The following is a 24,384-nucleotide window of genomic DNA, read 5'->3' on the forward strand; positions in this document are numbered from 1 at the left end:
TATGGATACCGTATGCAGTTGCAACAAGCTCTTCGATGAGAAGACACGTCACCCCTTGGTGAGCGTGATAAACCTTGCATGCCCGTGTAGTAAAGACACTATAAGGGTAGACTGCTACGCTGTTATCTTGCGTCAAGACCTATCAGACGAGCCGTGGCATGGCAGAATGGGGTGCGATTTCTCCGATTCTACCGTATTCTTTCGTAAACCGAAGAAGACGATCGACATCGCTTGCGGGCGCAAACACGAGCAAAAGGGGCAGCTCCTGATGTTTCATCCCGACCTGTTATGCGGCACCGCACTCGGCACCCGTCTTGCCGATTACCACTTTCTGAACTATCAAAAGACCGAGGCTTTGCATCTTTCTACGGCAGAACGAAAAACCTTAGAGCAATGTTTTGCCGACATAGAGCACGAACTCGAATGGGGTATCGATAAGTATAGCGCCCGCTTGATAGTAAACAAAATAGAGATGTTGCTCAACTATTGCTGCCGTTATTACCACAGGCAATTCATCACCCGCCACGATGTATATGCGGAACAGGTAGAGTCTATCGGCCGTAGAGTGGACGACGAGTTGCTTGCAGGCAATGTCTGCCGCGACGGATTGCCCCGTATAGCGGCGTATGCAGCATGGGCCGGCATGTCTGAACCCTATTTCAACGACATGCTTAGAAAGCTCACAGGCAAAGATTTCGACAGGTTTGTTCAGTTCAGGCGCATCGCCATCGCCAAACAGATGATTATTGCGCACCGCCAAACCGATGCCTCCGTAGCCGCTGCATTGGGGTTCTGCAGCACGCAGTGCTTCCAAGAAGCGTTTAAAAAGATTACCGGCGTGAGTACCGAAGAGTACAGGTAAAGAGTGTATTCTTATTGCATGTTGTGCACGGATATTCCATCTGTGCGCGGTAGACCTGCCGTCTAAGGGCGGCAGACAGTATGCTTGTCTATGTCAGATATACCATCTATGCCTGCCATCCGCAAAGCATTACGTTTATGGGTATTCCCATTGCCGACGAAACAAATAATCCGTATTCTTGCCCATATCCTCGTTTAAATTCCTTATATTTGCAGAAAATTACCTGTTATGAGAGCTATTTGCTGTATCGGACACATTACTAAAGACAAGATTATTACCCCTAAACATACTGTATATATGGCGGGTGGCACGTCGTTTTACTTCAGTTACGGCTTCAATCAGTTGCCCCATAAAGTGCCGTTCGGACTTATAACGAAGATAGGAGTTGAGGATATCAAGGCCGTGGAAGACATGCGGCGGGCCGGAATAGACATAGAAGTGTATCCGAGCAGGCACACCGTGTTCTTCGAAAATAAGTATGGTGAGGACCAGAACGACCGCACACAGCGCGTACTTGCCAAGGCCGATCCGTTTACTATCGGCGAACTGGCCGATGCCAAAGCCGAAGTGTTTCACATAGGTTCGCTGCTCAACGACGATTTCTCGCCCGAAGTCATCAGATATTTGTCTACCAAAGGCCGCATATCTATCGATGCGCAGGGCTTTCTGCGTAGGGTAGAGGGCGAACGGGTATTTCCTGTAGACTGGCAAGGAAAGGAAGAAATTCTGGCTTGTACCCATGTGTTGAAGGTGAATGAGCACGAAATGGAGGCGATAACCGGATTTACCAATCCGCGCACAGCAGCCCTGAAGTTGGCCGAATGGGGCGTAAAAGAGTCGCTCATCACGCTGGGTAGCTACGGTTCATTGATCTATGCCGAGGGCAAGTTCTACGAGATACCGGCCTATAAACCTGCCGATATGGTAGATGCCACGGGCTGCGGCGACACTTATTCGGCAGGTTATCTGTACTGCCGTTCGCAAGGTATGGGCTACGAAGAGGCGGGCAAATTCGCCGCTGCCATGTGTACGTTGAAATTAGAGCACAGCGGTCCGTTCGATAAAGGCATCGAAGACGTGCGCCGTGTGTTGCGGACAAACGTTACGTTATAGCATCAGATAATCTTTATTCTCATGTTTCGGGCATCGAATTCGATGCCGCTGCGTTCTACGAAACGTCCAAGTACGCCCTCTGCAGCCAACTTCTCGGGCGAACCGATGTGCAGTTTACCGCCGGCATCCATCAGCCATAATTCGTCTGCCACCTGCAAGGTAATCTCTAAATCGTGGGTAGACAGGAAGACTGTTTTCTGCATCTGTCGGGCCAATCTCTTTAGTATTTGCATCATCTCTACCTTGCTTGGGAAGTCCAGATAGGCCGTGGGTTCGTCGAGAATGATAACGGGAGTTTGCTGAGCCAGTGCCTTTGCGATCATTACCTTTTGCCTCTCGCCGTCGCTCAGCGTCTGTATCATGCGGTCGGCCATGTGGCCTATGCCCGCCGTGCGCATGGAATCGGTTACGATTTTCTTATCTTCATCGCTTAGAGAACCCCAAAATCCCGTGTACGGAGAGCGTCCCAAGCCCACTACTTCGGTGGCTGTCATGTTCGTAACATCGGGCTTTTCCGTCAGTACCACGCTGATGAAGCGCGACAGTTCTTTCCTGTTAAACCCGTTGATGCTGCGCCCTTGCAGCAATATATTGCCCGAAAGTTTGGGCTGGAAGCCCGCCAGAGTGCGCAAAAGCGTAGACTTTCCCACGCCGTTAGCGCCTAAAAGACACGTGAGTTTGCCTGCCATAATGGCGGCAGAGATGCCGGATGCCACGACCGAAGGCGCATGGCGTCTGTTGCGGTAGCCTATGGTAAGCTCGTGAAGCACAATTGTTTCCATGCTTGCAAAGATACGAAAAATAGTTCAAGTCGCCTGTCCCTCTTGATTAAAGTATCGTTTTTCTTCTTTCATCATTGCCTGACAGAGCAGTTGCCTGTGCAAAATATAGTTTTTGTTTTCACCTTATTATATTATTATATATGGTTGCTTGTTTATTTGCAATTTCTTATTATCTTTGCAAACCTGCATCTTCGATACATTCAGAACAATAAAACACCGATATAAAAATGCTTCAACGAGACTATATCATGCGCCTGATACGCGAGTTCATGGCGGCACTCGAGCGCTTTCTCAATAAGAAAGAAGTGACAGACAGGCGCGAAGAAATCAAGAAACTTTATGAACAGTATGTGGGCCCTTATGCTCTCTATCACAACGCAACCATCGATGAAGTGATGGCGGCCCTGCAGGGTGAGGACGAGGAACACCGCTTCTACAAGATGCAGATACTGGCCGAACTCTTCAATGTTGAAGCAGATATCGAGTCGAAACCTTTCTCCGATTTCCTCTTGGAGAAGTCTTACGCGCTGTTCGACTTTATAGATAAAAACGGAAAAGAATACTCTTTAGACCGACGCCGCAAGATGGAAACCATCAGACAGCGGCTCGATAAGGCGTAAAAACATTGCCGGATATCTTCGCGAAAGTACGGTCTTTGTGCATGGGTACATCTGCCTGTGTTGGCAATGCCGTATAAATTGCTGCCGAAAAACGAGTGTCTGGCGTTAAAAAAGGCATATCCTGCCGGTTTGACAAGATATGCCTTATAGGATTTAACCTATCTCCTTACTTCCATTCATCGTTCTGTTTGAGGTTCGGGTTACGCTCTATTTCTTCCTGTGGTATAGCCCATTTGAATTCATAGTCGCCGTTGTAATTCAACGTGTAGCGCTTGGTACCCCAGATTTCCGTCATGCCATTGGCGCCATTGTATTTCGTATGATCGGTTTCGGTCAGCCTGTTAGTGCCGAATTTCTTATCGGCCCACGTGCCCCAACGTAACTCCTTCCAGTACATTTGGTTCTCTCCGGCGAGTTCCCATAGCATTTCTTTGCGGATACGTTCGCGCATATTGTCCTGTCCGGTGACGGTTGTCCACGAATTACTGTTAAGCAATGCAAGCCCCGGAATACGTGCACGAACCTGATTTACGTACTGAATGGCTTCGTTGGTCTTGCCTTGTTCGTTCAGTGCCTCTGCCAAACTCAGCAATGCTCCGGCATAACGAAAGACGGGAATATCTATGTCGCTGTCCCATATAGTGCGGCTTTCGCGGCCTTCTATCACGAACTTACGCCATAAATAGTAGTAACGATCGTTCGTATCAGTACGCAAGTCGTAGGGGAAAGCGGCATCTGCACCGAAATAAGGCCAGCGGAGCGTGTAAGTAAAGCAGTCGGGTGTGCAGCCGCCTTTATACTCTGAATAAGGAGTAATGATATTCATCAGCAGTCGTGGATCACGTCCCTCGTAAACCTTTTTGATGCGTGTTTCGTTACCATTCTCCAAATATTTCGTCATATCAGAGCCGTAGGCAACCATTTGGTTGTAACCTGCTTTGTTCTCGGTATCGAGCTGTGTGCCGCTCGCATTGGGATTTAAGCCGTCACGCAGATAATATACGGAGCGGGCAGTCGGTGTCATTTGCGAGTATCCCGGTATCACTTCGTCGATATCGAATGGCTTCCCGTCGGCCCATTCATAACTGTCTATGAGCATCGGGTTGGGCAGATAGTTGTTCCAAGCATTATTCACGGTTACGCGATTGCCGTAACATTGTGAGAAATAATTGCCGAGTCCGTCGTCGTCTGTGTACTGGTATTGGAAAATATACTCATCGTTTTTCTCATTCGCAGCCTTGAACATCGCCTTATAATCGTTGAAAAGACTGTAGCCCATAGTAGTGATTGCCTTAAAATCATCTGCTGCCTTTGCCCATTCTTTCTGCCAAAGATATACCTGTCCGCGCAGGTAATAGGCTGCTGCCTTGGTAACTCGTCCGTAATCGGAACTGCTTGTAGCATACTTATCCGGCAGTTTAGACTCATTAATGGCAGCTGTACAGTCGTCTATAACCTGCTGCCAAACCTCTTCTTCTGTAGAACGAGCCTTGGTAGCCTTACCGTATTCGACCGGTTCTGTGTAAATTGGCACGCCTCTATATAAGCAATTGGCACGATAGTAGGCCCATGCACGCAAGAAACAGCATTCGGCTTTGTTGCGTGCCTTTATATCATTGCTCATATCGGGGCATTTGTCAATGTTCAGAATGACATTGCTTGTACGATATATCTCTTCATAGAAAGCCCGCCACCAATATGAAAATTGACCGGAAGCAGCAGTTGCCGAGCCCAGAAGCAATGGTGCATTTCCGCTCACCCAGTTCACATCTAAGTCCATAATCTCGGTAAATTGATCCCATGCTCTGGCCTCTCCGCCGATGAATTCATAATAGAAACGCTCGTAAGCCCCATTGACCACCGCGTTTGCTTTGTTTGCCGAAGAAAACTCTGTACCCGTACTTACACGGTTAGACGGTGTGGTATCCAAGAAATGGGGATCGCAACTGCCGAGCAAGATGCTACTTGCAAGGATGATGCCTGCCGATAGTATGTTTATTATATTCTTTTTCATACGAATAAATCTCCATTGTTTAATTAAAATGTTATGTTTAAACCGAATGAGAATTGGCGCATTGTAGTGTAGCCTTGTCCTGTACGCATCTCCGGATCAAGTCCGGGGAACGAGGTTATTGTCAATAGGTTTTCACCGGAAAAGTACACGCGCAAATTCTGTGCATAGATAGCTTTGCAGATAAACTTGGGGAAAGTATAACCCAATGTAAGGTTACGCAGTTTCAGGAAGTTGCAGTTATAGAGGCGCAAGGTGCTGTGTAAACCATCGCTTTGCCCCGGGTTTGTCATGACAAGACGCGGATTGGCAGAAGCGATATTCGTGCGGGGATCGTTCGGATTACTGGGATCATAGAAATAATGATCATAAGCTATATCCTTGGGAATTGCAAGACCATAGACCACATCCGATGCATTCTGACCGATTTCCCTCCAATAAGTTTTAAAGCCGGTTGCTCCTCCCCAGTTCATTGAAAGGTCGATGCCTTTCCATTCAGCATGCGCCTGAATGCCGAAATTAAACTTCGGTTCTCTCGATACATTACAGAAACTTCGGTCATTGCTACCGCCATAAATGCCATCACCATCTATGTCTGCAAAGATATAGTCGCCATACCAAATACCGTTCTTTGCTGCAGTACGTCTCGGAAGGAACTCATGTCCTGCCGATATCATTGCCTGCAACCACTTCATGTCGTCCTCTGTTCTGATCATACCGTCGCTTGGTCCTCCGTTCACATTTACGGAACCGTCGGCATTGAAATACGAGCCGTCGCCCGAATAGGTCTGATAAAGGTAGAATTCATTCATCATGTGCCCTTCCAATATGCGTTCATCTTCACCCGAAGAAACCTCTCCAAGGTTCGAATAATATACATTGGAACCGGGGTTGTTAGGATCTGCACCTCGGCCATGTATCCAAGAGCCTTTATATTTTTCTACCCTGTTCTTGTTCCATGTACCGTTGACAGCTACGCCATAAGTTACATCTCCGATATGATCTTCCCATCTCAATGTAAATTCTAATCCCCTGTTACTCACCTCTGCAAGGTTCTGTAACGGAGATCTTTTATCACCATAGGTCAAACCGATCGACGGACTATAAAGAATACCCGATGTGTATTTGCTGTAATAATCGATGGTTCCGCTCAAACGATTGTTCAATAAAGCAAAATCAAGTCCTAAGTCAAAGGTCTTTGTTTTCTCCCATGTAATGTCGATATTCGGTAATTGTCTCAAGTAAAAACTTGGGGCCTTCTGCCCGCCCATTACCGTGTAACCGGTCTCATACCATGATTGAAAAGCATAATCATCTACTGAAGAATTACCCAACTTGCCATAAGAAACGCGTAGTTTTAGATTGTCAAACTCTTTCAGGAAAGATTCCTTGGCAAAGTTCTCTTCAGATATACGCCAGCCGGCAGATACAGATGGGAAAAATCCCCAGCGCTTCTCGGGGGCGAATTTGGACGATCCATCCTCACGAAAATCTGCCTCAAACAGATATTTGGAGCCATAAGCATAGTTCAAACGTCCGAACCATGAACGATATTTATTCTGGTTATCGTTGCCCGTGATAGTATTCATATTTGTTATAGTGCTCATGTCTGTAATCGACGGATCGAGTATCCCGTACTTACTCATATCTAAGAAACCGTTATAATATCTGCCTTCTTCGAAGCCTAATAGCACATTTACATCGTGTATTTTACCGAAAGTATGACCATAATTCAGCGTATTTGTCCACTTCCAATTGTAATTCTGATTCGTGTACATCCAAACATAAATCTGATCAAGTGATGTAGCCGGGGCCACTACCTGCTTACGGCTGAAGCTATAAAGCTCATTTGGAGTGCCGGCATATTTATGACGTTGATGAAAATAATCATAGCCGAAGACGGTTTTAAACGTAAAGTCATTCAGGAATCTTATTTGTGCATGCGTGGTTGCATAAATACGATTGTGCTTGTAATAGGAGTCTCCATTGCCGTTCAAGTTAAGCAGCGGGTTGCCTGCAGCGCCGTCTTCTTCAGAATTTTCTATACCTCCGTAGTGCCCATCATAGTAAGGATAGATGCCCGGAACGGTCTTCAAGAAAGACCATGCCGTAAGATTTGACACGTCGTTACGGTCTTGATCATCGTGATAACCCCATGCATGAGCGCCGACTTGCAACCAGTCGGTAACGTCAGATGTAATGTTTAAGTTCATGAAATACTTCTTTACGCCCGAACGAACTATCATTCCGGGGTTATCAAGATAGGTAAGTCCGATGTTATATTTGGTACGCTTTTCGTTACCGAGCAGGGAAATAGAGTGCTCTTGCATTACCTTTGTTTGATATATTTCATCGAACCAATCGGTGTTCGGATAAGCCACATAATTGGGATACCCGCTTTCTGAGATGCCATTAGGATCGGCCTCTGCATCACGCCATTTCTTAATAGTGGCGTCAGAATAGGTATGTCCGGCGCCTACATTGTCGTCTGCTTCATTTACAAAGCCCATGTAATCTGCATAGTTCGAAACAAATCTTACGATTTTAGATGGTGTATTAATCGACAATTTACCCGAATAAGTGATACGAACCGTACCTTCCTGTCCCATTTTAGTAGTGACAAGTATCACGCCATTGGCACCACGATTACCGTAAATGGCGCATGAAGCTGCATCTTTCAATATGGAAATACTCTCAATGTCATTAGGATTTACATCGGCAAGATTCATTTCCATGCCGTCTACCAACACCAGTGGATCGCTGTTGTTGAATGTTCCGGTGCCTCGAATTCTTATGCCAAAGCCTTCTGAATTGGGGCGACCGGAGTTTTGAAGCACCTGAACACCGGCAGCCATTCCTGCAAGTGCCTGTGCTGCAGTGGTAACAGGACGCGACGAGGCCTCTTTCTGAAAGTTCACAGATGCTACCGATCCCGTCAGATTTACTTTCTTCTGTGTGCCGTAACCTACGACTACGACTTCGTCAAGTTGTTGGTTATCTTCTTTCATGACGATATTCATGTCGTCCGAGGCAGTAAGTATTTGCGTTAAAAAGCCTACATAAGAAATCACTATCTGTGCATTGTATTTCGTTAATGAGAGCGAGAAATGTCCATTAACATCTGTCGAACTTCCATTTGAAGTGCCTTTCTCTTGTATATTTACGCCAACAAGAGGCTCACCATCGTCATCGACTACCCGTCCGCTAATAGTCCTTCTCTGCTGCTGTTGCGCCGAAACGGATACCGCAGTTGTAGTCTCTTTGGCAAGAAGGTCTCTTGTGTTCGTTTCCGAGGCTGTCGACGAAGAGGCGTAAAGCACTGCCGATAAGCCTGCAAGACCTATGGTCATCAGACTTCGTTTGGGTAAAAAATAGGTAATCAGTCTATTACCTGTTAAATGTTTTTTCATGTTGTAAATGTTTTAAATGATAATTACTTAAAGGTAAAATCATGGAACCAAAGGTCCCACTATTGTGTCAGGCTGTGCATAGATTATGCAACCACCCTCACGGGAATAGATGTTTATTCAATCATGGGCTCAAATATTTTAGTTTAGTTTTATTGTCGCGGTACTGATATACAGCTAACATTTCTTTTATACGAAAATAATATATCGGTTATAAACCATTCCTCTCTTTTATGTAATTTAACGATATGCCGATGGAGATAAAACCTCTCTTGATCATTACTTCGCAGCCCTATCAGCGCAACACAGGTAGCATGAGCTTGGAAGCATGGGTGCCTTCGTGGTAAATCTTTACCGAAGATTTAACGAAATCGCCCTTTGTACAATGATAAATGTTTATGAATTGCTGCGGATTACGGTCGGCCAACGGGAACCATGAGCTTTGTATCTGTACCATGATGCGATGACCTTTCAGAAACGTATGGGCTATATCGGCCAACGGAAATGCCACTCTGTCTATCTCGTTGGGTATAAATGCTTCGGGTTTACTGAAGCTGTTACGGTAACGTCCGCGCATGATATCGCCCCGAACCAGCATCTGATAGCCTGCCTGTTTACTGTCTATATCGTCGGGAAACACATCGATGAGCTTCACTACAAAATCGGCATCGGTAGTCGAGATACTCGTACTAAGGTCTACACCTACGGCACCGCACAGCGTTAAAGAGTGTTCCAAGGGCTGTGTAACAAAGGCGATAACATCGTTTCTTCGTAAGGCAAAACGCTGGTCTTCGGTCATGTATGAGGCATTACGGTGTCTGCCTATGGCGTTGGTATAGGGAACCGGATGTGCAGGATCGGATACATACTGCGTATAGGAAGATGTTTCAGCGGGTTCATCGAACCCGAGAACGCCCTTTGCATGGAGATATATCGGTGTTATTTCTACCTTCTCGGCCGGTAATTTTGCAAAAGAGCGCCAACAGTTCTCGCCTGTAAAGAACATAGTCACGGGCGGTAAGTCCATTACACCTTCGTGATTAAGGTAATAGTCAAAGAAACGTTGCTGCAAAGTGCGGAACCTGTCGTTTAAATCTTCGTTGCCGAACGATATTTCACCCAACCGATTACCATTCCCGCCGAGCCATCCGCCATGCTCCCACGGGCCCATGAGCAGATACAGGGGAGCCGCTTGTCTGCGCCGAGCCAACGCTTTATAAGAGTTCCACGTTCCGTATGCATCTTCTGCATCGAACAAACCGCCCACTACCATTACCGGAATATCGATTTTTTCATATTGTTTTAATGGATTTCTCAGCTGCCACCATTTGTCATAGTCGGGGTGCTCGAGCATGGCGTTCCAAAAGGGTAACGAGTCTGTTTGCAACTTCGAAAGATCGCTGATGGTACCCATACGGAGGAAAAACGAATACTCATCGGTAAAATAATAGGGCTTTGAAGGGGGCACAACGGGTGAAGGAGTGCTGCGATATCGCCCGAATTCCCACAGAAAACGGAACGAATCGGTAAGCATCAGTGCCCCGTTATGGTGCACGTCATCGCCCATAAACCAATCTCCGATGGGTGCCTGCGGGCATACAGCCTTAATGGAAGGATGCTTACATAGTGCCGCCGTAAGAGCGTAATAGCCCAGATACGAGCTACCTGTAACACCTATACAGCCGTTGTTGTGCGTATGTTTCACCAGCCAATCGGCCGTATCGTAGGCATCGGTCACATCGTTAGTTTTTTCGCCCCGTGCCAATACCACCGGTCTCATGTTCTCATATTCGCCTTCGCTCATATACCTGCCGCGCACGTCCTGCCAGACAATAATATAATTCTTGGCGGTGTAATGCCGCAATTCGCCCTTGAGAGTACCGGTAAATTGCTTTCCGTAGGGCCCGCTACCGTAGGGTGTGCGGAACATAAGTATAGGATGACGCTGCTGTTTGGTACGTGGTTCGTAGATAGCCGTGTACAATTTCGTCCCATCGCGCATAGGTATCATCACTTCGCGCTTGGCGTATTCGTTTTCAATCTGTTGCCTCTCGGCCGGTTGTGAGTACCCTTGAAAAGTCGAAAACGAAAGAAATAAATACAGGACAATCTGCTTGTAATTCATGTTTTTGTGTTTTTTGATTGTTGCAAAGATAGTGCAAACCGAATACAAAGAAACTTGTTTCAATTTGTTGAGGTGCCGCCTATTTTATGCAAAGATAGTGCAAACCGAATACAAAGAAACTTGTTTCAATTTGTTGAGGTGCCGCCTATTTTATGCAAAGATAGTGCAAAAAAGCGAAATATTTGATATTTGTTGCCATTATTGCATAAAAAGTTGGGCTCAAAAGGCCCAACTTACATAGAGAGCTATAAAAAAAATACGCATCACGCGCAGTAGATAGAATTACAACACCCTACCTTATAATGATTTTTTTACCATTTACAATATAAATACCTTTATGTGGTTTTACAACTCGCCGGCCGCTCAAATCGTAATACTTCATGTCTTTAGTCTGTTCGGAAGCCACTGGCGAATCTATTCCCGTAACAACTTTATTGCCATTAAAGATAGAATAAATATAGGTGGTTGTATACCTTATCTTCATATCCAGCCACATCTTTCCGTCTTTTACATAACTCTTAGTATCGTCTAAAGATATGAAAAGATACAAACTTAGGCCGTTTTTGGTCTCTACTTCTACTTCTTTCTCGGTTACTTTTGCAAAAGTACAGCCATCATTCGATAGAGTTATGCCCACATTATCAAGCGTTATGTCTTTAAATTGTAAAATTCCGTACACGAAATTCTGTATTGTAAGGTTTACAGTGTTCTCTTTCGTGCCTTTGGCAACCTCTATCTTCACTTTCTTGGGGGTACCTGTAGTGGTGGCAGGCTTACCGATTTCGGTATAAAGATTGCCGTCGTAAGTGTCGTAAACGGCCGAAACATCGGTTTGTGCCGAAGTCGTAAGTGCAAAAAACAATACGGAAATTATTATTAATAATCTGTTCATCCTTACTTACATTCTTATATTAATATTGATAGATCATCCATATCGATATGTTTGATTTGCTTGCAAAGATACGAAAAAATGGAAATATCTCAAAATAAATAAGACATTTAGGATAATTTTAAGCGTTTTTTAGATAAAATAGGGGAGTTGAGGAAAGGAAGAGAGGGAAACGTGGAGGAATGATAAAGGGTACAGAGGAGAAAGGAAAGGGGAGCAAGAAGAGGAGATAGAAAGACATTGGAAGATGATTATGTGGGGATTTGACAGTTATAAGTCCTTGTAAGAAATGAGGTCGAGCGGAGAGAAAAGCGGATTTATGCGGAACACCTATTTGCAAAAAATCTCATATCTATGCCCCACAAATAGACTTCCGCTGATTTAATATAACATGTTTACCTGACACAAACCATAGAAGTTTTACTCTTAAACGGTGCATCTGTCTGTTATAGACAGCATCGTTAACATTGTTCTTTTGCCTTTTTACCCCTTTATTTTTTTATCTTTTCCCCTTTCAAAACTCCGCCTCGGCGTTTAATTTTATGCATCTGCCGCTTACAGGGTGTATAAACTCCATGCTTTCGGCATGCAGGTAGAGCCGCTGCGAACGCGTGCCGTAGAGATTATCGCCTTTGATCGGGCAGTTCAGACCATAAGGATGAGCGCAGTGAATGCGCAACTGATGCGTTCGCCCCGTATAGGGAAAGAGCGCGATGCGCGTTTCTTCGCCCGCAGTTCGCAATATCTTGTACTCCGTAACGGCCTCTTTACCATGTTCAAAGTCGACGAGCTGTCGCGGTCGGTCAGCTAAGTCGGGGCGCAAGGGCAGTAAGATAATGCCGGCAGAAGGCCATCTGCAACTGTCGGGCACGCCATCAAGCACGGCTATATATTGCTTCCGTATGGTATGTTCGGCGAATTGTCGCTGCAATATGCGGTGGGCGTTCTTGGTTTTGGCTATGATGAGGAGCCCGCTCGTGGCCATGTCGAGGCGATGAACGATAAGCGGACAGTCGCTGTCGGGATAGCGCATGCGCATCAGGTCGTACACCGAAAGCGCACAGGCTTTGCCCGGAACGCTCAACATTCCTGCGGGTTTGTTGATTACAACTATCGCTTCATCTTCGTAGACAATAGGTATATCTGGCACAGATGTGGCATTTGTCGGCGATGGGGCTATGGTGTAAGGGGCACAAGTTGTAGGTCTGTTGGGGGTAGTCGCAAAGTGTGTGGCAGACGAGGCTACGGGCAGTCCGCGAAGCATCCACGAAAGAATAGGCTTACACTTGCCGTTACAGGCCGGATAATAGTGCAGATGATGGCGGATTTCGTCTTTCGGAGAGGCTCCATACCAAAACATTGCCATGCACAGAGGGTGTAGCCGGTGGCGGTAGGCATACTGCAAGAGCTTGGGCTCGCAGCACTCTCCGCTGCCTGCGGGCGGCATCTTTCCCGCTTTTTCGGCAAATATATCGATCAAATTGCGCCGTTCTCTTTCGGCATTGAGCATGGTGAAATGCTCGAAGAGCCACCGCTGAAGAGCATCAGACTTCTGTTTACGGGCTTTCTTCAGCAGTTCTATCTCCGCTTCTTTATCCTTCAACAGTGTTTCTTTCTCGGCTATAGCTGTGCGGAACCGCAGCTTCATGCGCTTCAGTTCGGCTTTCATGAACTGGCTTTCGCGTATCATGTTAGTCTCGTCTGTGGCATTTGTCGAGGGTTGAAAGCGCAGGCGGTCGCGTTTTTCCTTGGCTTTTCTGATGGTATTTTTATATTCTTCGATCGTTCTTTCGGCTTCTCGGTGCAACAGATGCAGCTCTTGTTGCTGTCGCAGATAATGGCTGTCGGCCTCGAGAGTCTCCACCTTTTTATTTATATCGGATATTTCCTGCTCATGGAGCTTGAAGTAACCGCCGGTTTGCAGATAATCGAACACCGCCGGAACAAACCCCTGCCAGTTGCTCCTGCCGCATATTTGTCCGGAATAAGCCGCTATGTAGCCGATAGGCATTGCTCCCGATGCGCTTGGCCGGGGCTTCTGCGCTACCAATACGCCGAACATTTTGCCCTGTCTTGCCTCGTTCAGGAAAGCCGTATTGCTCGTATTCTCCGGCTTTTCAATGCGGCCGATCAAATCGTTTACGGCCATCAGGCACAACGGATGGGGCTCATAGCAGAACGGATCGGTAAATGTATCGGGTGGAAGAATGTCGGTATAAAGCCGGTGAAAGGTCATTTCATTTTCTTTCTGTCGAGTATCGTGATGGTTTTTCCCTCTATCCTGATAGCCTCGTTCTTGGCCAGTTCCGCCAATACACGCAGCAGCGAATACTTCTGTATGCCGAAGCTATCGGCGATTTCCTGCCGCGATTTGTCTAATTTAATTACGTCGGAACCTTGCCGACCGGCCTGTTCAAGGAGCATGTAAGTCACTTTCTCGCGCACAGTGAATAGGGATAACACCTTCATCTTGTGGGTTAAGAAGACGTCTATGTTAGAAAGAACACGGATAAAATTCATTCTGATCTTATCATCTTGGTCGAGTAAGCGTAGTAGAGTGGCTGGTAACATTCGCAAAACGGCCGTTTCGCCCTCTGTTTCTACGCTTACAGCCATGCTGTTGTGCTTGGCAAAGATGAACGCAGGTGCCACTATGTTGCCTTCTCTCAACCGACTAACTTCCACCTGCTTGCCGCTCAGGCTCACCATTCGGCATATCAGTTCGCCGTTGATTACGATATCAGCATACTTACATGGCATGCCTGCGAGCGCATAAACGTCGTGTTTGTTGTAATTAACGATACGATAATCGATGCCGGATAGCGTCATTTCTATTTCGAAAGGCTCCATTCCCGCAAATAGGGGGCACAGGCGAAGAGCTTTGGTAATTCTATCATTCATGGCGACAAAGATACTTATTTTGGCCGAAACGTGCAAACGGCGGTAACATTTGTTATCATAATCGCGCTTGGCACGGCATTTGTTCGTAAACAGGCTGGTAAGACATCATGCTTTTAACTAAAAAATAACGATATGGATAAGGTGATTGAAAAGAAAAAGGTACTGCGCCCGAACGAATTGATAGATTATGCTGCGGGCGGTATTGTAAGCAAGGAGTTTGAACACAGCAATGCCGGAAGTATAACGCTCTTTGCCTTTGATGAAGGTCAACGGTTGAGTGAGCATAGCGCACCCTACGATGCAACGCTGTTGATTATAGACGGTGAGGCCGAAGTAATGATTGATGGTGAACTTTATCACCTCAAGGCAGGCGAAATGATTATCCTTCCTGCCAATCATCCCCATGCCGTGAATGCGGTTCACCGCTTCAAAATGTTGATTACGATGATACGAGGTTAGCGGTACGAACGGCATGCTTGAGATGGAAATACGGGCGGTATTCTCATGCGGAGTGCCGCCTGTGTTTGCAACAGAATGTAAGTATATGTCCGATAGGATGCCTGTGTAGGGAGGATAGGCATAAGGTATAAGGCAGACAAGCAGTGCTTCTATCGCCGACAGGCCATGAAGATAAAAAAGTTATCAAGGCAGGATGAACATTTTAATACATTTATTTTGCCATCTCCTTTTCTTCGCTTAACTTTGCTTCCATAAATCTTAATGACCGTTGATGAAGGCGTTTGATAAAGCTACACTGTTTAAAGAGCTGCGCGATTATATCTTTATAGGCATCGCGATGATGTTCTATTGCATCGGTTGGAATGTGTTCTTGCTGCCCAACAGTATTGCCACGGGTGGTGTACCCGGCATTTCTTCCGTCATATTTTGGTGGACCGGTACCCATGTAGAGGTATCCTATTTCGTCATTAATGCCATTCTAATGGTGTTTGCCCTGCGTATCTTGGGCCTTAAATTTTGTGTCAAAACCATTTTTGCCATACTGGTACTTACGCTTCTTACCACGTTTGCCACGCAAACAATGAAGGGGGTAGTGCTGTTGAAGAACCAACCGTTTATGGCAAGTGTTATAGGTGCTGCCTTTTGCGGTACGGGGGTAGGGCTCGGTTTATCGGCTAATGGCAGCACGGGCGGTACGGATATCATCGCTGCCATCGTAAACAAGTATCGCGACATATCGCTGGGACGGGTGATATTGATTTGCGATATCTTTATTATCTCTTCGAGTTATTTCGTTTTGCACGACTGGGAAAAGGTGATCTATGGCTATGTAGTGCTTTTCGTAACGGCTTTTTGCGTAGATCAAGTGGTCAATTCCATGCGACGTTCGGTACAGTTTTTCATCATATCCGATAAGTATGAGGAAATCGGGCATCGTATCAATGAGAACCCGCACCGCGGTTGTACGGTCATAAATGCCAGCGGTTTCTATTCCGGACGTGAGGTGAAGATGCTTTTTGTGTTGGCTAAAAAGAGCGAATCCGATAAGATTTTCAGCCTTATCGATGAAATAGATCCCGCCGCTTTCGTATCTCAAAGCGCGGTTATCGGCGTGTATGGCGAGGGTTTCGATAAGTTTAAAGTGCGCCATAAATCGCATTCGAAGACAGTATAGTTCCTGTCTACATAAAATAGAAAGCGGGAAAACCTGTTAAAGGTCTTCCCGCTTTTGTTGCTTATGGAGTAATGTATTACTTCAGTTTGGTATAACCGTACTTGGAGGTGCTGCCGAGTTCTTCCTCTATGCGGATGAGTTGGTTGTACTTAGCCATACGGTCTGTGCGGCTCATAGAACCTGTCTTGATCTGGCCCGAGTTGGTTGCAACGGCGATATCGGCAATGGTTGTGTCTTCTGTTTCGCCGGAACGGTGAGACGTAACCGTGGTGTAACCGTGACGATGAGCCATTTCGATAGCCTCGAGCGTCTCTGTCAACGAACCGATTTGGTTCACCTTGATCAGGATAGAGTTAGCTGCACCCATCTTGATACCTTTCTCCAAGAACTTCGTGTTGGTAACGAACAGGTCGTCGCCTACCAACTGACAGCGGTCGCCGATGGCCTTTGTCAGTTCTACCCAGTTCTCCCAGTCGTTTTCATCGAGTCCGTCTTCGATGGAATCGATGGGGTATCTTGTAATCAAGTCTTCAAGATACTTGATCTGCTCTGCCGCTGTGAGCTTCTTTCCGTTAGGATCTTTCGGCATTCCGTTCTTCAGTTGGCGGTAGTCGTAATACCACTTACCGTTCTCCTGTACTGCGAATTCCGATGCTGCACAGTCCATCGCGATCTTGACATCCTTACCGGGTTCGTAGCCAGCATCCTTGATTGATTGGATTATACTATCGAGTGCGTCTTCTATTCCATCGAACTTAGGAGCGAAACCTCCCTCGTCTCCCACTGCTGTAGATAGCCCGCGTTTCTTCAAGAGCTTAGCAAGAGCATGGAAAACCTCGGCACCCATGCGGATTGCCTCTTTCTCTGAAGGAGCGCCGACGGGCCGTATCATGAACTCTTGGAATGCAATTGGCGCGTCTGAATGGGCACCTCCGTTGATGATATTCATCATTGGAACGGGCAAAGTATATGTGTTTGCACCGCCTATATAGCGATACAACGGCAGACCAAGGGCCTGTGCAGCAGTGTGAGCTACGGCAAGCGATACGCCGAGGATGGCATTTGCGCCGAGCTTGCTCTTAGTAGGAGTGCCGTCGAGTGCCAGCATTTTGTAGTCTATAGCACGCTGATTCAGCACACAGTCGCCCTTCAAAGCAGGAGCGATAACGTTGTTTACGTTCTCTACAGCCTTAAGAACGCCCTTCCCGCCGAAGCGTTTTTTATCGCCGTCACGAAGCTCTAACGCCTCATTCTCGCCCGTTGAGGCGCCTGATGGTACGCTTGCACGACCGACAACGCCATTATCCAATGTTACTTCAACCTCTACTGTAGGGTTTCCACGAGAGTCTAAAATCTCTCTAGCGTGAACTTTTTCAATTACCATAATTATTGTTTTTATTTAATTAAATAAAATATTGTCGTTGCTGTTTCAATAACCTTGCTGCGGCAAGCCATTGCTATTTCATTTGCAAAGATAATGCCAAATTTCCGAAAAACGAAATCTTGTTTCTAATATTAATAGGCTATTTTGTAATAATTAACCCCTTTGCGCGGTCGTAAATTCTGCACTTAAATCGAATGCAAAGTAGAGATGGCATACGGCATGGTTACGGGTAGCGGCGATAGACAAGCTGTGTATTCGTAATACACGGTATGTCTAACGGGAACAGGCATTACATGTAATTCAGACAGAGCGGACAGCTAAGGTTGTCTGCAAATGCGTTTTTAAGAAGTTGCCGACTTTTATACGGCAATTGCAACTACCGGTTTAAATATTTGGAAGCAGGATTGAAATTATGTATCTTTGCAATCTGAAAGGAGATTATTCAGGATATTGCGGTTTCAGGGGAACCTGATCGATAAGCTGAAATAGAATAAAAGCAGACCTTGGAACGGTCTGTTTTGTGTGAACATAAACAGTATTAATTTCTTAAAAACCACAACCGGTTATGCGGTACATTATTTTTACATTCATTGTATTCTTTGCCTTGCGCTTGATTTCGTTGTCTTATTCTATCCGAAACGAGAAACATATTCGAAAGAAAGGTGCCGTGCAATATGGCAAATTCAATTCTCTTTTGCTTACGCTTGCCCACATTGCTTTTTATTTCTCTGCTTTGTATGAGGCTTATATCTCCGAAACAGACTTTAATGTGCTATCTGTGTGGGGCGTAGGTGTGATGACCTTCGCGTATGCAATGCTATTCTACGTAATTTACAAGCTGTATGATGTATGGACGGTAAAGCTGTATATCGTTCCTAACCATCGAATTGAAAGGAGTTTCTTATTCAGAAAAGTCCGTCATCCTAACTATTATCTTAATATTATTCCCGAGCTTATCGGCGTTAGTTTACTCTGTAACGCATGGTACACCGTGGCAATAGGGTTGCCGTTATATGGCTGTTTGCTGGCAATACGCATCCGTCAGGAAGAGAATGCCATGAAAGCATTGTGGAAACAAGAATAATAATACCGGCATCGGTGCCTGCCGTATTCTTTTCAGACAGGCGCCGATGCCGATATACGAGTTATGCCTGTGCTCCTATATCGGAGCACCTTATATATTAATAAGGTGGTTACGGCAGCTTATTATAGTAGGTATCGTCCACTTCTTCGAGCCATTCGGTGGAAGCACCTTCTACAGGTATCGAGAATGCAATGTGCTGGAACCAGCTGTCTTTGGCCGCCCCGTGCCAGTGTTTTACCTCTGCAGGTATCTCGATAACCGTGCCCGGTTTCATTTCTACGGGTTCCTTGCCCCACTCCTGATACCATCCGCGGCCGCCCACAGCAATAAGTATCTGTCCTGTTTTGTGGTGAATGTGCCAGTTGTTGCGGCATTTGGGTTCGAAAGTTACGTTGGCCATCGGTATTTCACCCTCGCCAATGCGTTGCAAATAGCTATTTCCGATGAAGTATTTGGCGTATGCCGTGTTGGGAGTTCCCACGGGATAGAGCGGATTTTCTATCGGTGCACCCTCGCTGAACGGTTCGTTCATCACTGCTGCAATGGCCTTGCGTGCGCGGTAGGCTTCCATATCGCCCACATAGGTAGCCAGTATATCGGGGATAGACCGTAACTCTTCGAAGTTTACACCCATGTTGTAAGCCCCGCGGACATGTGCTCTAAGTTGGCTCTCGCAACCTTTCAGCGAAGCTATGGCACTCAATGTTACAACTTCTCTGTCGGCATGACTGAGTACAGGACTTGCAAATATGTCGCCGAAAAGGTGGGCCTTGAGGTAATAGTCTTCGCGTTTGCAGAAGTCATAGCTAAATGGCTTGCCCGTAAGTTGTGTCTGTATCTTCGTTCCTTCCTGCAGAGAATTGAAGTCTTTGGGCAGTATATCGCCGTCGTTTCCCAATTCAGTGGATATACCCTTTGCCTTTCGGTCGGTTACAACCTTCTGCAACTGCCCCAAGGCATTAAGAGAACGCGGGAAACCCGTGTAAGCATACAGCTGTGAAAGTGCCTCTTTGATCTCTGCAACGGTAAGTCCGCGGTTCAAACCTTCATCAATTGTCGTGTACAGACGTTCCAAATCTCCCTTTGCTTCCAAGCCTGCAATGGCCGAAAGACTTTGATGTCGTGCTGTCAGTTCCATGTTCTTTTGTGCTTTAATGGGGCTGTAAATACATAAGAGTGCCGTTATTACAGTCCCAAACGTTCTTTTTATGTCCATAATTTGTACTTTTTATGTTTGCAAAGATAGGGTAAAAAGGAATAGAGATAGCTAAAAAAATTACCGAATAAAGTACCACTATTACGGAAGAATATGGCTTTGCAGTACTTTATTCGGCAGATATGAAAGGCGTTATTACCGGTCTTTCACGGACAATATGGCATTGCCTATACAGGCGTTGGGCATCTGTATGTGGAGCATAGCGCACACCGTGGGGGCGATATCTACCATCTTAACGGGCACAGACGTTTCTCCATGCTTGATATTCCAGCCCATGAACACGAGCGGGATATGCGTATCATAAGGATTCCATGCACCGTGCGTAGTTCCTTTATAGTCGGGTTTATATGGCCAGTCAAAATATCCGTTTCTTAAAATCACGGCTAAATCGCCGCTTCGGTTGTGGCAATATCCATTGATGGCGCGCTCTTTAATAGGCTCAGGCAAGGGCTCTATGGCTGATTTTTCGAGATCGAAGGCATATAGGAATTGGGTGTCGGCTTTCAAGAAGTTGGCTGCAGCGGTCCTTACTTCACCGAGTTCCAGCCCTGCATGCCCGATTGCGTCGTGATCGAGATAAAGAAAATTCATGTAAGCACGTGTAACCAATTTATCTACACCGAACTTATTTTTCAGATAGGTGTTCAGCTCGTTTGTCGTTTTTGTTACATCCCATCCGTCTACAGGCATTCTGTGGGCGGCCATCTGGTTAGGGTTATGCACGGCGCCATGGTCGGCTGTGAGAAACAGCAGATAGTTGTTTCGTCCGATTTTGGTATCGAGAACATTGAGAAATTGCGCTATATCCCTGTCAAGTTGCATATATACCTCGTAATTCTCCTTACCCCTTGTGCTGTAAGTGTGCCCGATAGCATCGGTAGACGATATGCTTACGCAAAGCATATCAGTAACATCACCTTGTCCGAGCTTCTCGTTATCAAGGATAGCTTGCGCCATTTTGAAGGTCATCGTTACTCCTTCGTTGCTTGTTTTTATATCATATCCGGGCTTGGTGTGGTTCCTACGGTTGAAATCCTGTACCCATTTCGGCAGTTCATCCATGTAATAAGTGCTCGAAACGAAGTTTCCGGCCTCTTGATCCCACCAATAAGCGGCATTAGCATTAAGGCCTGCCGGCAATATAGCGGCACGGTCTTTGATCGCAACACCGAATACACGCGACTTATAATCGGTGGCTATGCGCAGTACATCGCCTATTGTGGTGGCCCACATATTGCGTGGAGACATCTTACCTGCACTGTTTGTGCTTCCTACACTCTTAACTAAAGAGTCTGAACAGCAGTAACTCCACTTGTTGTTTATCATGAAATTATTGCCGGCAATGCCATGTAACGCCGGTACAGTGCCGGTATAAATGCTCGCGTGGCCTATTGCGGTAACGGAAGGTATATAGTTAATCATCGTATTTTCGCAACTGTAACCCTCGCGCAACATCCGTTTAAGCCCGTCGTTTCGATATTTATCGTAATAATAATATAGGTAATCCCATCTCATTTGGTCTATTACGAGGCCTACAACGAGCTTAGGTCTTTCGATTTGTGCATAACCTATCGATGTTACGAGGCACAAAAAAGCAGTGAGGATAATCTTTTTCATATCGTTATTAAAATATAATGTTGAACATCACAAAGGTACCTATAATTATTGTAAAAACGGAAAAAATATGATATTTCGTTTTGTTGAGTGCAGAAAATGCCGTACCTTTGGCAAAAAGGAGTAATATTCCATGGAAAAGATAACACAAGAAAACTTCGACGACCGGTATGTAGACAGCATAGAGGTACAGCAAATAGACAAGTTTGTATGTGATGAGATGTCCCGTCAGATACATAGATATATCAAAGGAATGTCGGGTACAAAGCGCATGATGGAGCGTTTTGAACAACAATTATCGCAGCTCTCGGTGCCACAGAAAGAAGAAGCGATTGCGCGATATATAGATTTAAACCGTAAAGTATTGAGCGGATTAGACTTCAAGATCGTACTGACGCGGGCCATGGCCAATTATTGCGACACCTTTATATATATGCTGAAACTTGTCAACGATAAGCGTAAAATGGTGTTTTACCTAAACCGTATCAAAAGTAAATATGTGCAATATCATCAGGTTTTCGAAGAGGAAGGCAAGTTCGGCATAAAGGATCATCGGGGTAGAGTGCTCGTTCATCCTTATTACGACTTCATCCGAACATGCTATGTTTACGTGGATGATCTTCGTACAATGCCCATCATCGTGGAAAAGAACGGTAAGATGGGGCTGATACTCCCCGACGGCAAAGATACTATTGTGGCCGATTTCGTGTACAACAATATCTCTCTGCGCGATGAACCTCCTTATTTCGAGGCCGTTAAAGGTAAGGTAAAAGGCCTTATCGATAACGACGGAAAGTTCATAGCACGGTAAATCATGCACATTAGAAAAGCCGAAAAGGGCGACTTGCAGTCTGTTATGCGGTTGATAGATATAGGGCGCGGCATTATGAGACGTAGCGGCAACCGGCAACAGTGGACAGATGGAAGCCCTGATATACGTACGGTTATCCGCGATATAGAGCGAGGCGACAGCTATATCTGCACCGAAGAAGGGCGCACGGTGGGCACTTTCGTACTGGCGGAGGGGCCGGAAAGCACTTATAAACACATCTACGAGGGAGCTTGGATCGATGACGAAAAGCCTTATTATGTAATTCATCGCATTGCCGGAATGCCTGAATGCCACGGTATCTTCAAGGCTGTTGTCGACTTTTCAAGGGGCTTTACCGACAATATCCGCATAGACACCCATCGCGACAACCTCATTATGCAACACATTCTGCTAAAACATAACTTCGAATACTGCGGCATCATCTACTTGCAGAATGGCGATGAACGCTTGGCATTCCAGCGTATCGAACCCGCGAACCCGTAAATATTCCGCCCCTTCTCTGTACTTAATACTCCGTTTTCTCCGCATTTTGTTCCCACAGTTCGAAGGCTTTGCGGGCCTCATCGGGCAGGAGTATCGACATTTGTTTATGCCTGTCGGCCGGTTTCAGAGCAATTTCTTTGTAAATAAAGTCGTCGTCGAAGCCAATCCTTGCGGCATCCTTACGATCGTTGGCATAATAAATACGGTCGAGATGTGCCCAATAAATGGCGCCGAGACACATAGGGCAAGGCTCGCAACTGGTGTAGATATCGCAGCCGGAAAGATCGAACGTATCGAGTTCGCGGGCAGCCTTGCGGATGGCGTTCACTTCTGCATGCGCCGTAGGATCATGGTCTATGGTTACACGGTTGGATGCCTCGGCGATGATTTCGCCATTCCTTGCGACAACAGCCCCGAAAGGTCCGCCCCCGTTTCTTACACTCTGTTCGGACAACGCAATAGCTCTGCGCATCAAATCTGTTTGTTTCATCATAAATTGTTTTTAGGTCTTGTCGTTTCAAACAAGCCCACAAAGGTACAAAAAAATACCCATATCGGCAGACAGACCGCCAATATATTCTCGGCAGACAGGTGTAAGAGTAAAAGTTAAAGCTACGAGGGAGAACCGTAGTTTATAGTATTCCGGCCTTTTCCAATAGGGGCATTATCACATCTGCATGCAATCTGTTTTTCTTTTCCACGGCATAATACTCGCTTAGCAGGTCTTGCCGTCCGGCCAACAGGGTGCTCATCTGCTTGTCGTCTATAATGAACGCTTTCTTTTCTCCGTGCATAATGATATAACAAACATCCTGTTTAATCAGCTTACTGTTCGATGCCGATGCAATTAGAGAACCTACCAATCCGAACGCTCCTCCCATCATAGCTCGGCTTCCAGCCTCCTTTACATTAAAATAAGTAATCAGCAATCTGCCGTCTTTCATGCGGTAACCACGGGTATAACCCGTGTTAAAACGCACTCCGCGGTCTGTATAAAGGCCGGTGTTGAGAAGTAAAGTATCGTTATACATAACGGCGAAAGCATATTTCTTCAGCAGTTTATTAGTGTGTTTGTTACCCGTGTCGAACTTAAAGTCATTTCCTCCCCACCACATTTGTTTGGCACGACTCTTGGTAAACACCTGAACAGAGTCTGCTTGTTGCCATTTTTCGGCCATCATATCGTCGTAATTCGTACAATATTTTATGCAGGTGGGTACTTTTTGAACCACTTTTATAGTGTCTGTATTGCCGGCCTGCACGGGCATAGAGACTACGAAAAGGACAACGGCAAGTATGACTACCGCCTTTACTATAAATATTTTTTTCATGATAACTTGGAATTAAACATCGTTTTACATTATGTTTTCAGAACATATAGTTTATGCCTGCGGTGCACGCAAAACAGTTCTGTTCATGTTTTTCTTG

20 protein-coding genes are annotated in these 24,384 nt (G+C 45.9%); 8 read left to right on the forward strand and 12 right to left on the reverse strand.

Annotated elements, in window-relative coordinates:
- Position 1: 1 nt before the first annotated feature.
- Positions 2 to 862, forward strand: a complete 861-nt coding sequence (locus tag BN3912_RS11110) for a helix-turn-helix domain-containing protein (protein ID WP_023983945.1) — start codon at positions 2 to 4, stop codon at positions 860 to 862.
- 228 nt (positions 863 to 1,090) lie between these two features.
- Entirely contained in the window at positions 1,091 to 1,975 is an 885-nt protein-coding gene (locus BN3912_RS11115) for a PfkB family carbohydrate kinase (RefSeq protein WP_036859329.1), read from the forward strand.
- A gap of 2 nt (positions 1,976 to 1,977) precedes the next feature.
- Here BN3912_RS11115 and BN3912_RS11120 read toward each other — a convergent pair whose 3' ends face one another.
- Complete coding sequence (locus BN3912_RS11120; RefSeq protein WP_023983943.1) at positions 1,978 to 2,757, reverse strand: ABC transporter ATP-binding protein; 780 nt, start codon at positions 2,755 to 2,757, stop codon at positions 1,978 to 1,980.
- A 227-nt stretch (positions 2,758 to 2,984) separates the two neighbouring features.
- On the opposite strand from BN3912_RS11120, the gene BN3912_RS11125 reads away from it, so the two are divergent.
- A complete protein-coding gene (locus tag BN3912_RS11125; RefSeq protein ID WP_023983942.1) occupies positions 2,985 to 3,377 on the forward strand; it encodes a hypothetical protein in 393 nt (130 codons plus the stop codon).
- Positions 3,378 to 3,543: 166 nt separating this feature from the next.
- Here the strand turns inward: BN3912_RS11125 and BN3912_RS11130 are convergent, their stop codons facing one another.
- The 6 genes from BN3912_RS11130 to BN3912_RS11160 form a co-directional block, all read right to left on the reverse strand.
- On the reverse strand, positions 3,544 to 5,391 hold the full coding sequence (locus BN3912_RS11130; RefSeq protein ID WP_023983941.1) for a RagB/SusD family nutrient uptake outer membrane protein: 1,848 nt from the start codon (positions 5,389 to 5,391) through the stop codon (positions 3,544 to 3,546).
- 23 nt (positions 5,392 to 5,414) lie between these two features.
- Positions 5,415 to 8,798 carry a SusC/RagA family TonB-linked outer membrane protein gene (locus BN3912_RS11135; RefSeq protein ID WP_023983940.1) on the reverse strand — a complete coding sequence of 1,128 codons (3,384 nt, stop codon included), beginning with the start codon at positions 8,796 to 8,798 and terminating at the stop codon, positions 5,415 to 5,417.
- A 292-nt stretch (positions 8,799 to 9,090) separates the two neighbouring features.
- Positions 9,091 to 10,920: a CocE/NonD family hydrolase gene (locus BN3912_RS11140; protein WP_036859499.1), complete on the reverse strand. Its 1,830-nt coding sequence runs from the start codon at positions 10,918 to 10,920 to the stop codon at positions 9,091 to 9,093.
- A 292-nt stretch (positions 10,921 to 11,212) separates the two neighbouring features.
- A complete protein-coding gene (locus BN3912_RS11150) occupies positions 11,213 to 11,812 on the reverse strand; it encodes a calycin-like domain-containing protein (RefSeq protein ID WP_036859326.1) in 600 nt (199 codons plus the stop codon).
- Positions 11,813 to 12,323: 511 nt separating this feature from the next.
- Entirely contained in the window at positions 12,324 to 14,045 is a 1,722-nt protein-coding gene (locus BN3912_RS11155; RefSeq protein ID WP_023983936.1) for an RluA family pseudouridine synthase, read from the reverse strand.
- Positions 14,042 to 14,710 (reverse strand): Crp/Fnr family transcriptional regulator, encoded by a 669-nt coding sequence (locus BN3912_RS11160; RefSeq protein WP_023983935.1) that lies wholly within the window; start codon positions 14,708 to 14,710, stop codon positions 14,042 to 14,044. The genes BN3912_RS11155 and BN3912_RS11160 overlap by 4 nt, the downstream gene beginning before the upstream one ends.
- A gap of 132 nt (positions 14,711 to 14,842) precedes the next feature.
- Here BN3912_RS11160 and BN3912_RS11165 point away from each other — a divergent pair, with 132 nt between their 5' ends.
- Both BN3912_RS11165 and BN3912_RS11170 read left to right on the forward strand, forming a co-directional pair.
- Entirely contained in the window at positions 14,843 to 15,169 is a 327-nt protein-coding gene (locus BN3912_RS11165) for a cupin domain-containing protein (protein ID WP_023983934.1), read from the forward strand.
- 271 nt (positions 15,170 to 15,440) lie between these two features.
- Positions 15,441 to 16,343, forward strand: a complete 903-nt coding sequence (locus BN3912_RS11170) for a YitT family protein (RefSeq protein WP_004368911.1) — start codon at positions 15,441 to 15,443, stop codon at positions 16,341 to 16,343.
- Between the two features lie 76 nt (positions 16,344 to 16,419).
- Here the strand turns inward: BN3912_RS11170 and eno are convergent, their stop codons facing one another.
- Entirely contained in the window at positions 16,420 to 17,727 is a 1,308-nt protein-coding gene (gene eno / locus BN3912_RS11175; RefSeq protein ID WP_004368910.1) for a phosphopyruvate hydratase, read from the reverse strand.
- A gap of 565 nt (positions 17,728 to 18,292) precedes the next feature.
- Between eno and BN3912_RS11180 the strand changes: the two genes are divergently transcribed.
- On the forward strand, positions 18,293 to 18,811 hold the full coding sequence (locus BN3912_RS11180) for an isoprenylcysteine carboxyl methyltransferase family protein (protein ID WP_023983933.1): 519 nt from the start codon (positions 18,293 to 18,295) through the stop codon (positions 18,809 to 18,811).
- A 109-nt stretch (positions 18,812 to 18,920) separates the two neighbouring features.
- Here BN3912_RS11180 and BN3912_RS11185 read toward each other — a convergent pair whose 3' ends face one another.
- Complete coding sequence (locus BN3912_RS11185) at positions 18,921 to 19,949, reverse strand: carboxymuconolactone decarboxylase family protein (protein WP_230204695.1); 1,029 nt, start codon at positions 19,947 to 19,949, stop codon at positions 18,921 to 18,923.
- 213 nt (positions 19,950 to 20,162) lie between these two features.
- Complete coding sequence (locus BN3912_RS11190) at positions 20,163 to 21,644, reverse strand: alkaline phosphatase family protein (protein WP_023983931.1); 1,482 nt, start codon at positions 21,642 to 21,644, stop codon at positions 20,163 to 20,165.
- 130 nt (positions 21,645 to 21,774) lie between these two features.
- Between BN3912_RS11190 and BN3912_RS11195 the strand changes: the two genes are divergently transcribed.
- Entirely contained in the window at positions 21,775 to 22,452 is a 678-nt protein-coding gene (locus BN3912_RS11195; RefSeq protein WP_004368904.1) for a hypothetical protein, read from the forward strand.
- A 3-nt stretch (positions 22,453 to 22,455) separates the two neighbouring features.
- Positions 22,456 to 22,956 carry a hypothetical protein gene (locus tag BN3912_RS11200; protein ID WP_023983930.1) on the forward strand — a complete coding sequence of 167 codons (501 nt, stop codon included), beginning with the start codon at positions 22,456 to 22,458 and terminating at the stop codon, positions 22,954 to 22,956.
- 22 nt (positions 22,957 to 22,978) lie between these two features.
- Here the strand turns inward: BN3912_RS11200 and BN3912_RS11205 are convergent, their stop codons facing one another.
- Positions 22,979 to 23,446, reverse strand: coding sequence for a nucleoside deaminase (locus tag BN3912_RS11205; RefSeq protein ID WP_023983929.1), 468 nt, complete (start codon positions 23,444 to 23,446; stop codon positions 22,979 to 22,981).
- A gap of 142 nt (positions 23,447 to 23,588) precedes the next feature.
- Positions 23,589 to 24,287 (reverse strand): DUF6563 family protein, encoded by a 699-nt coding sequence (locus tag BN3912_RS11210; protein WP_004368894.1) that lies wholly within the window; start codon positions 24,285 to 24,287, stop codon positions 23,589 to 23,591.
- Positions 24,288 to 24,384: the final 97 nt, after the last annotated feature.

The sequence above is a fragment of the Prevotella phocaeensis genome (assembly GCF_900065875.1).
Classification (GTDB): Bacteria; Bacteroidota; Bacteroidia; order Bacteroidales; family Bacteroidaceae; genus Prevotella; species Prevotella phocaeensis.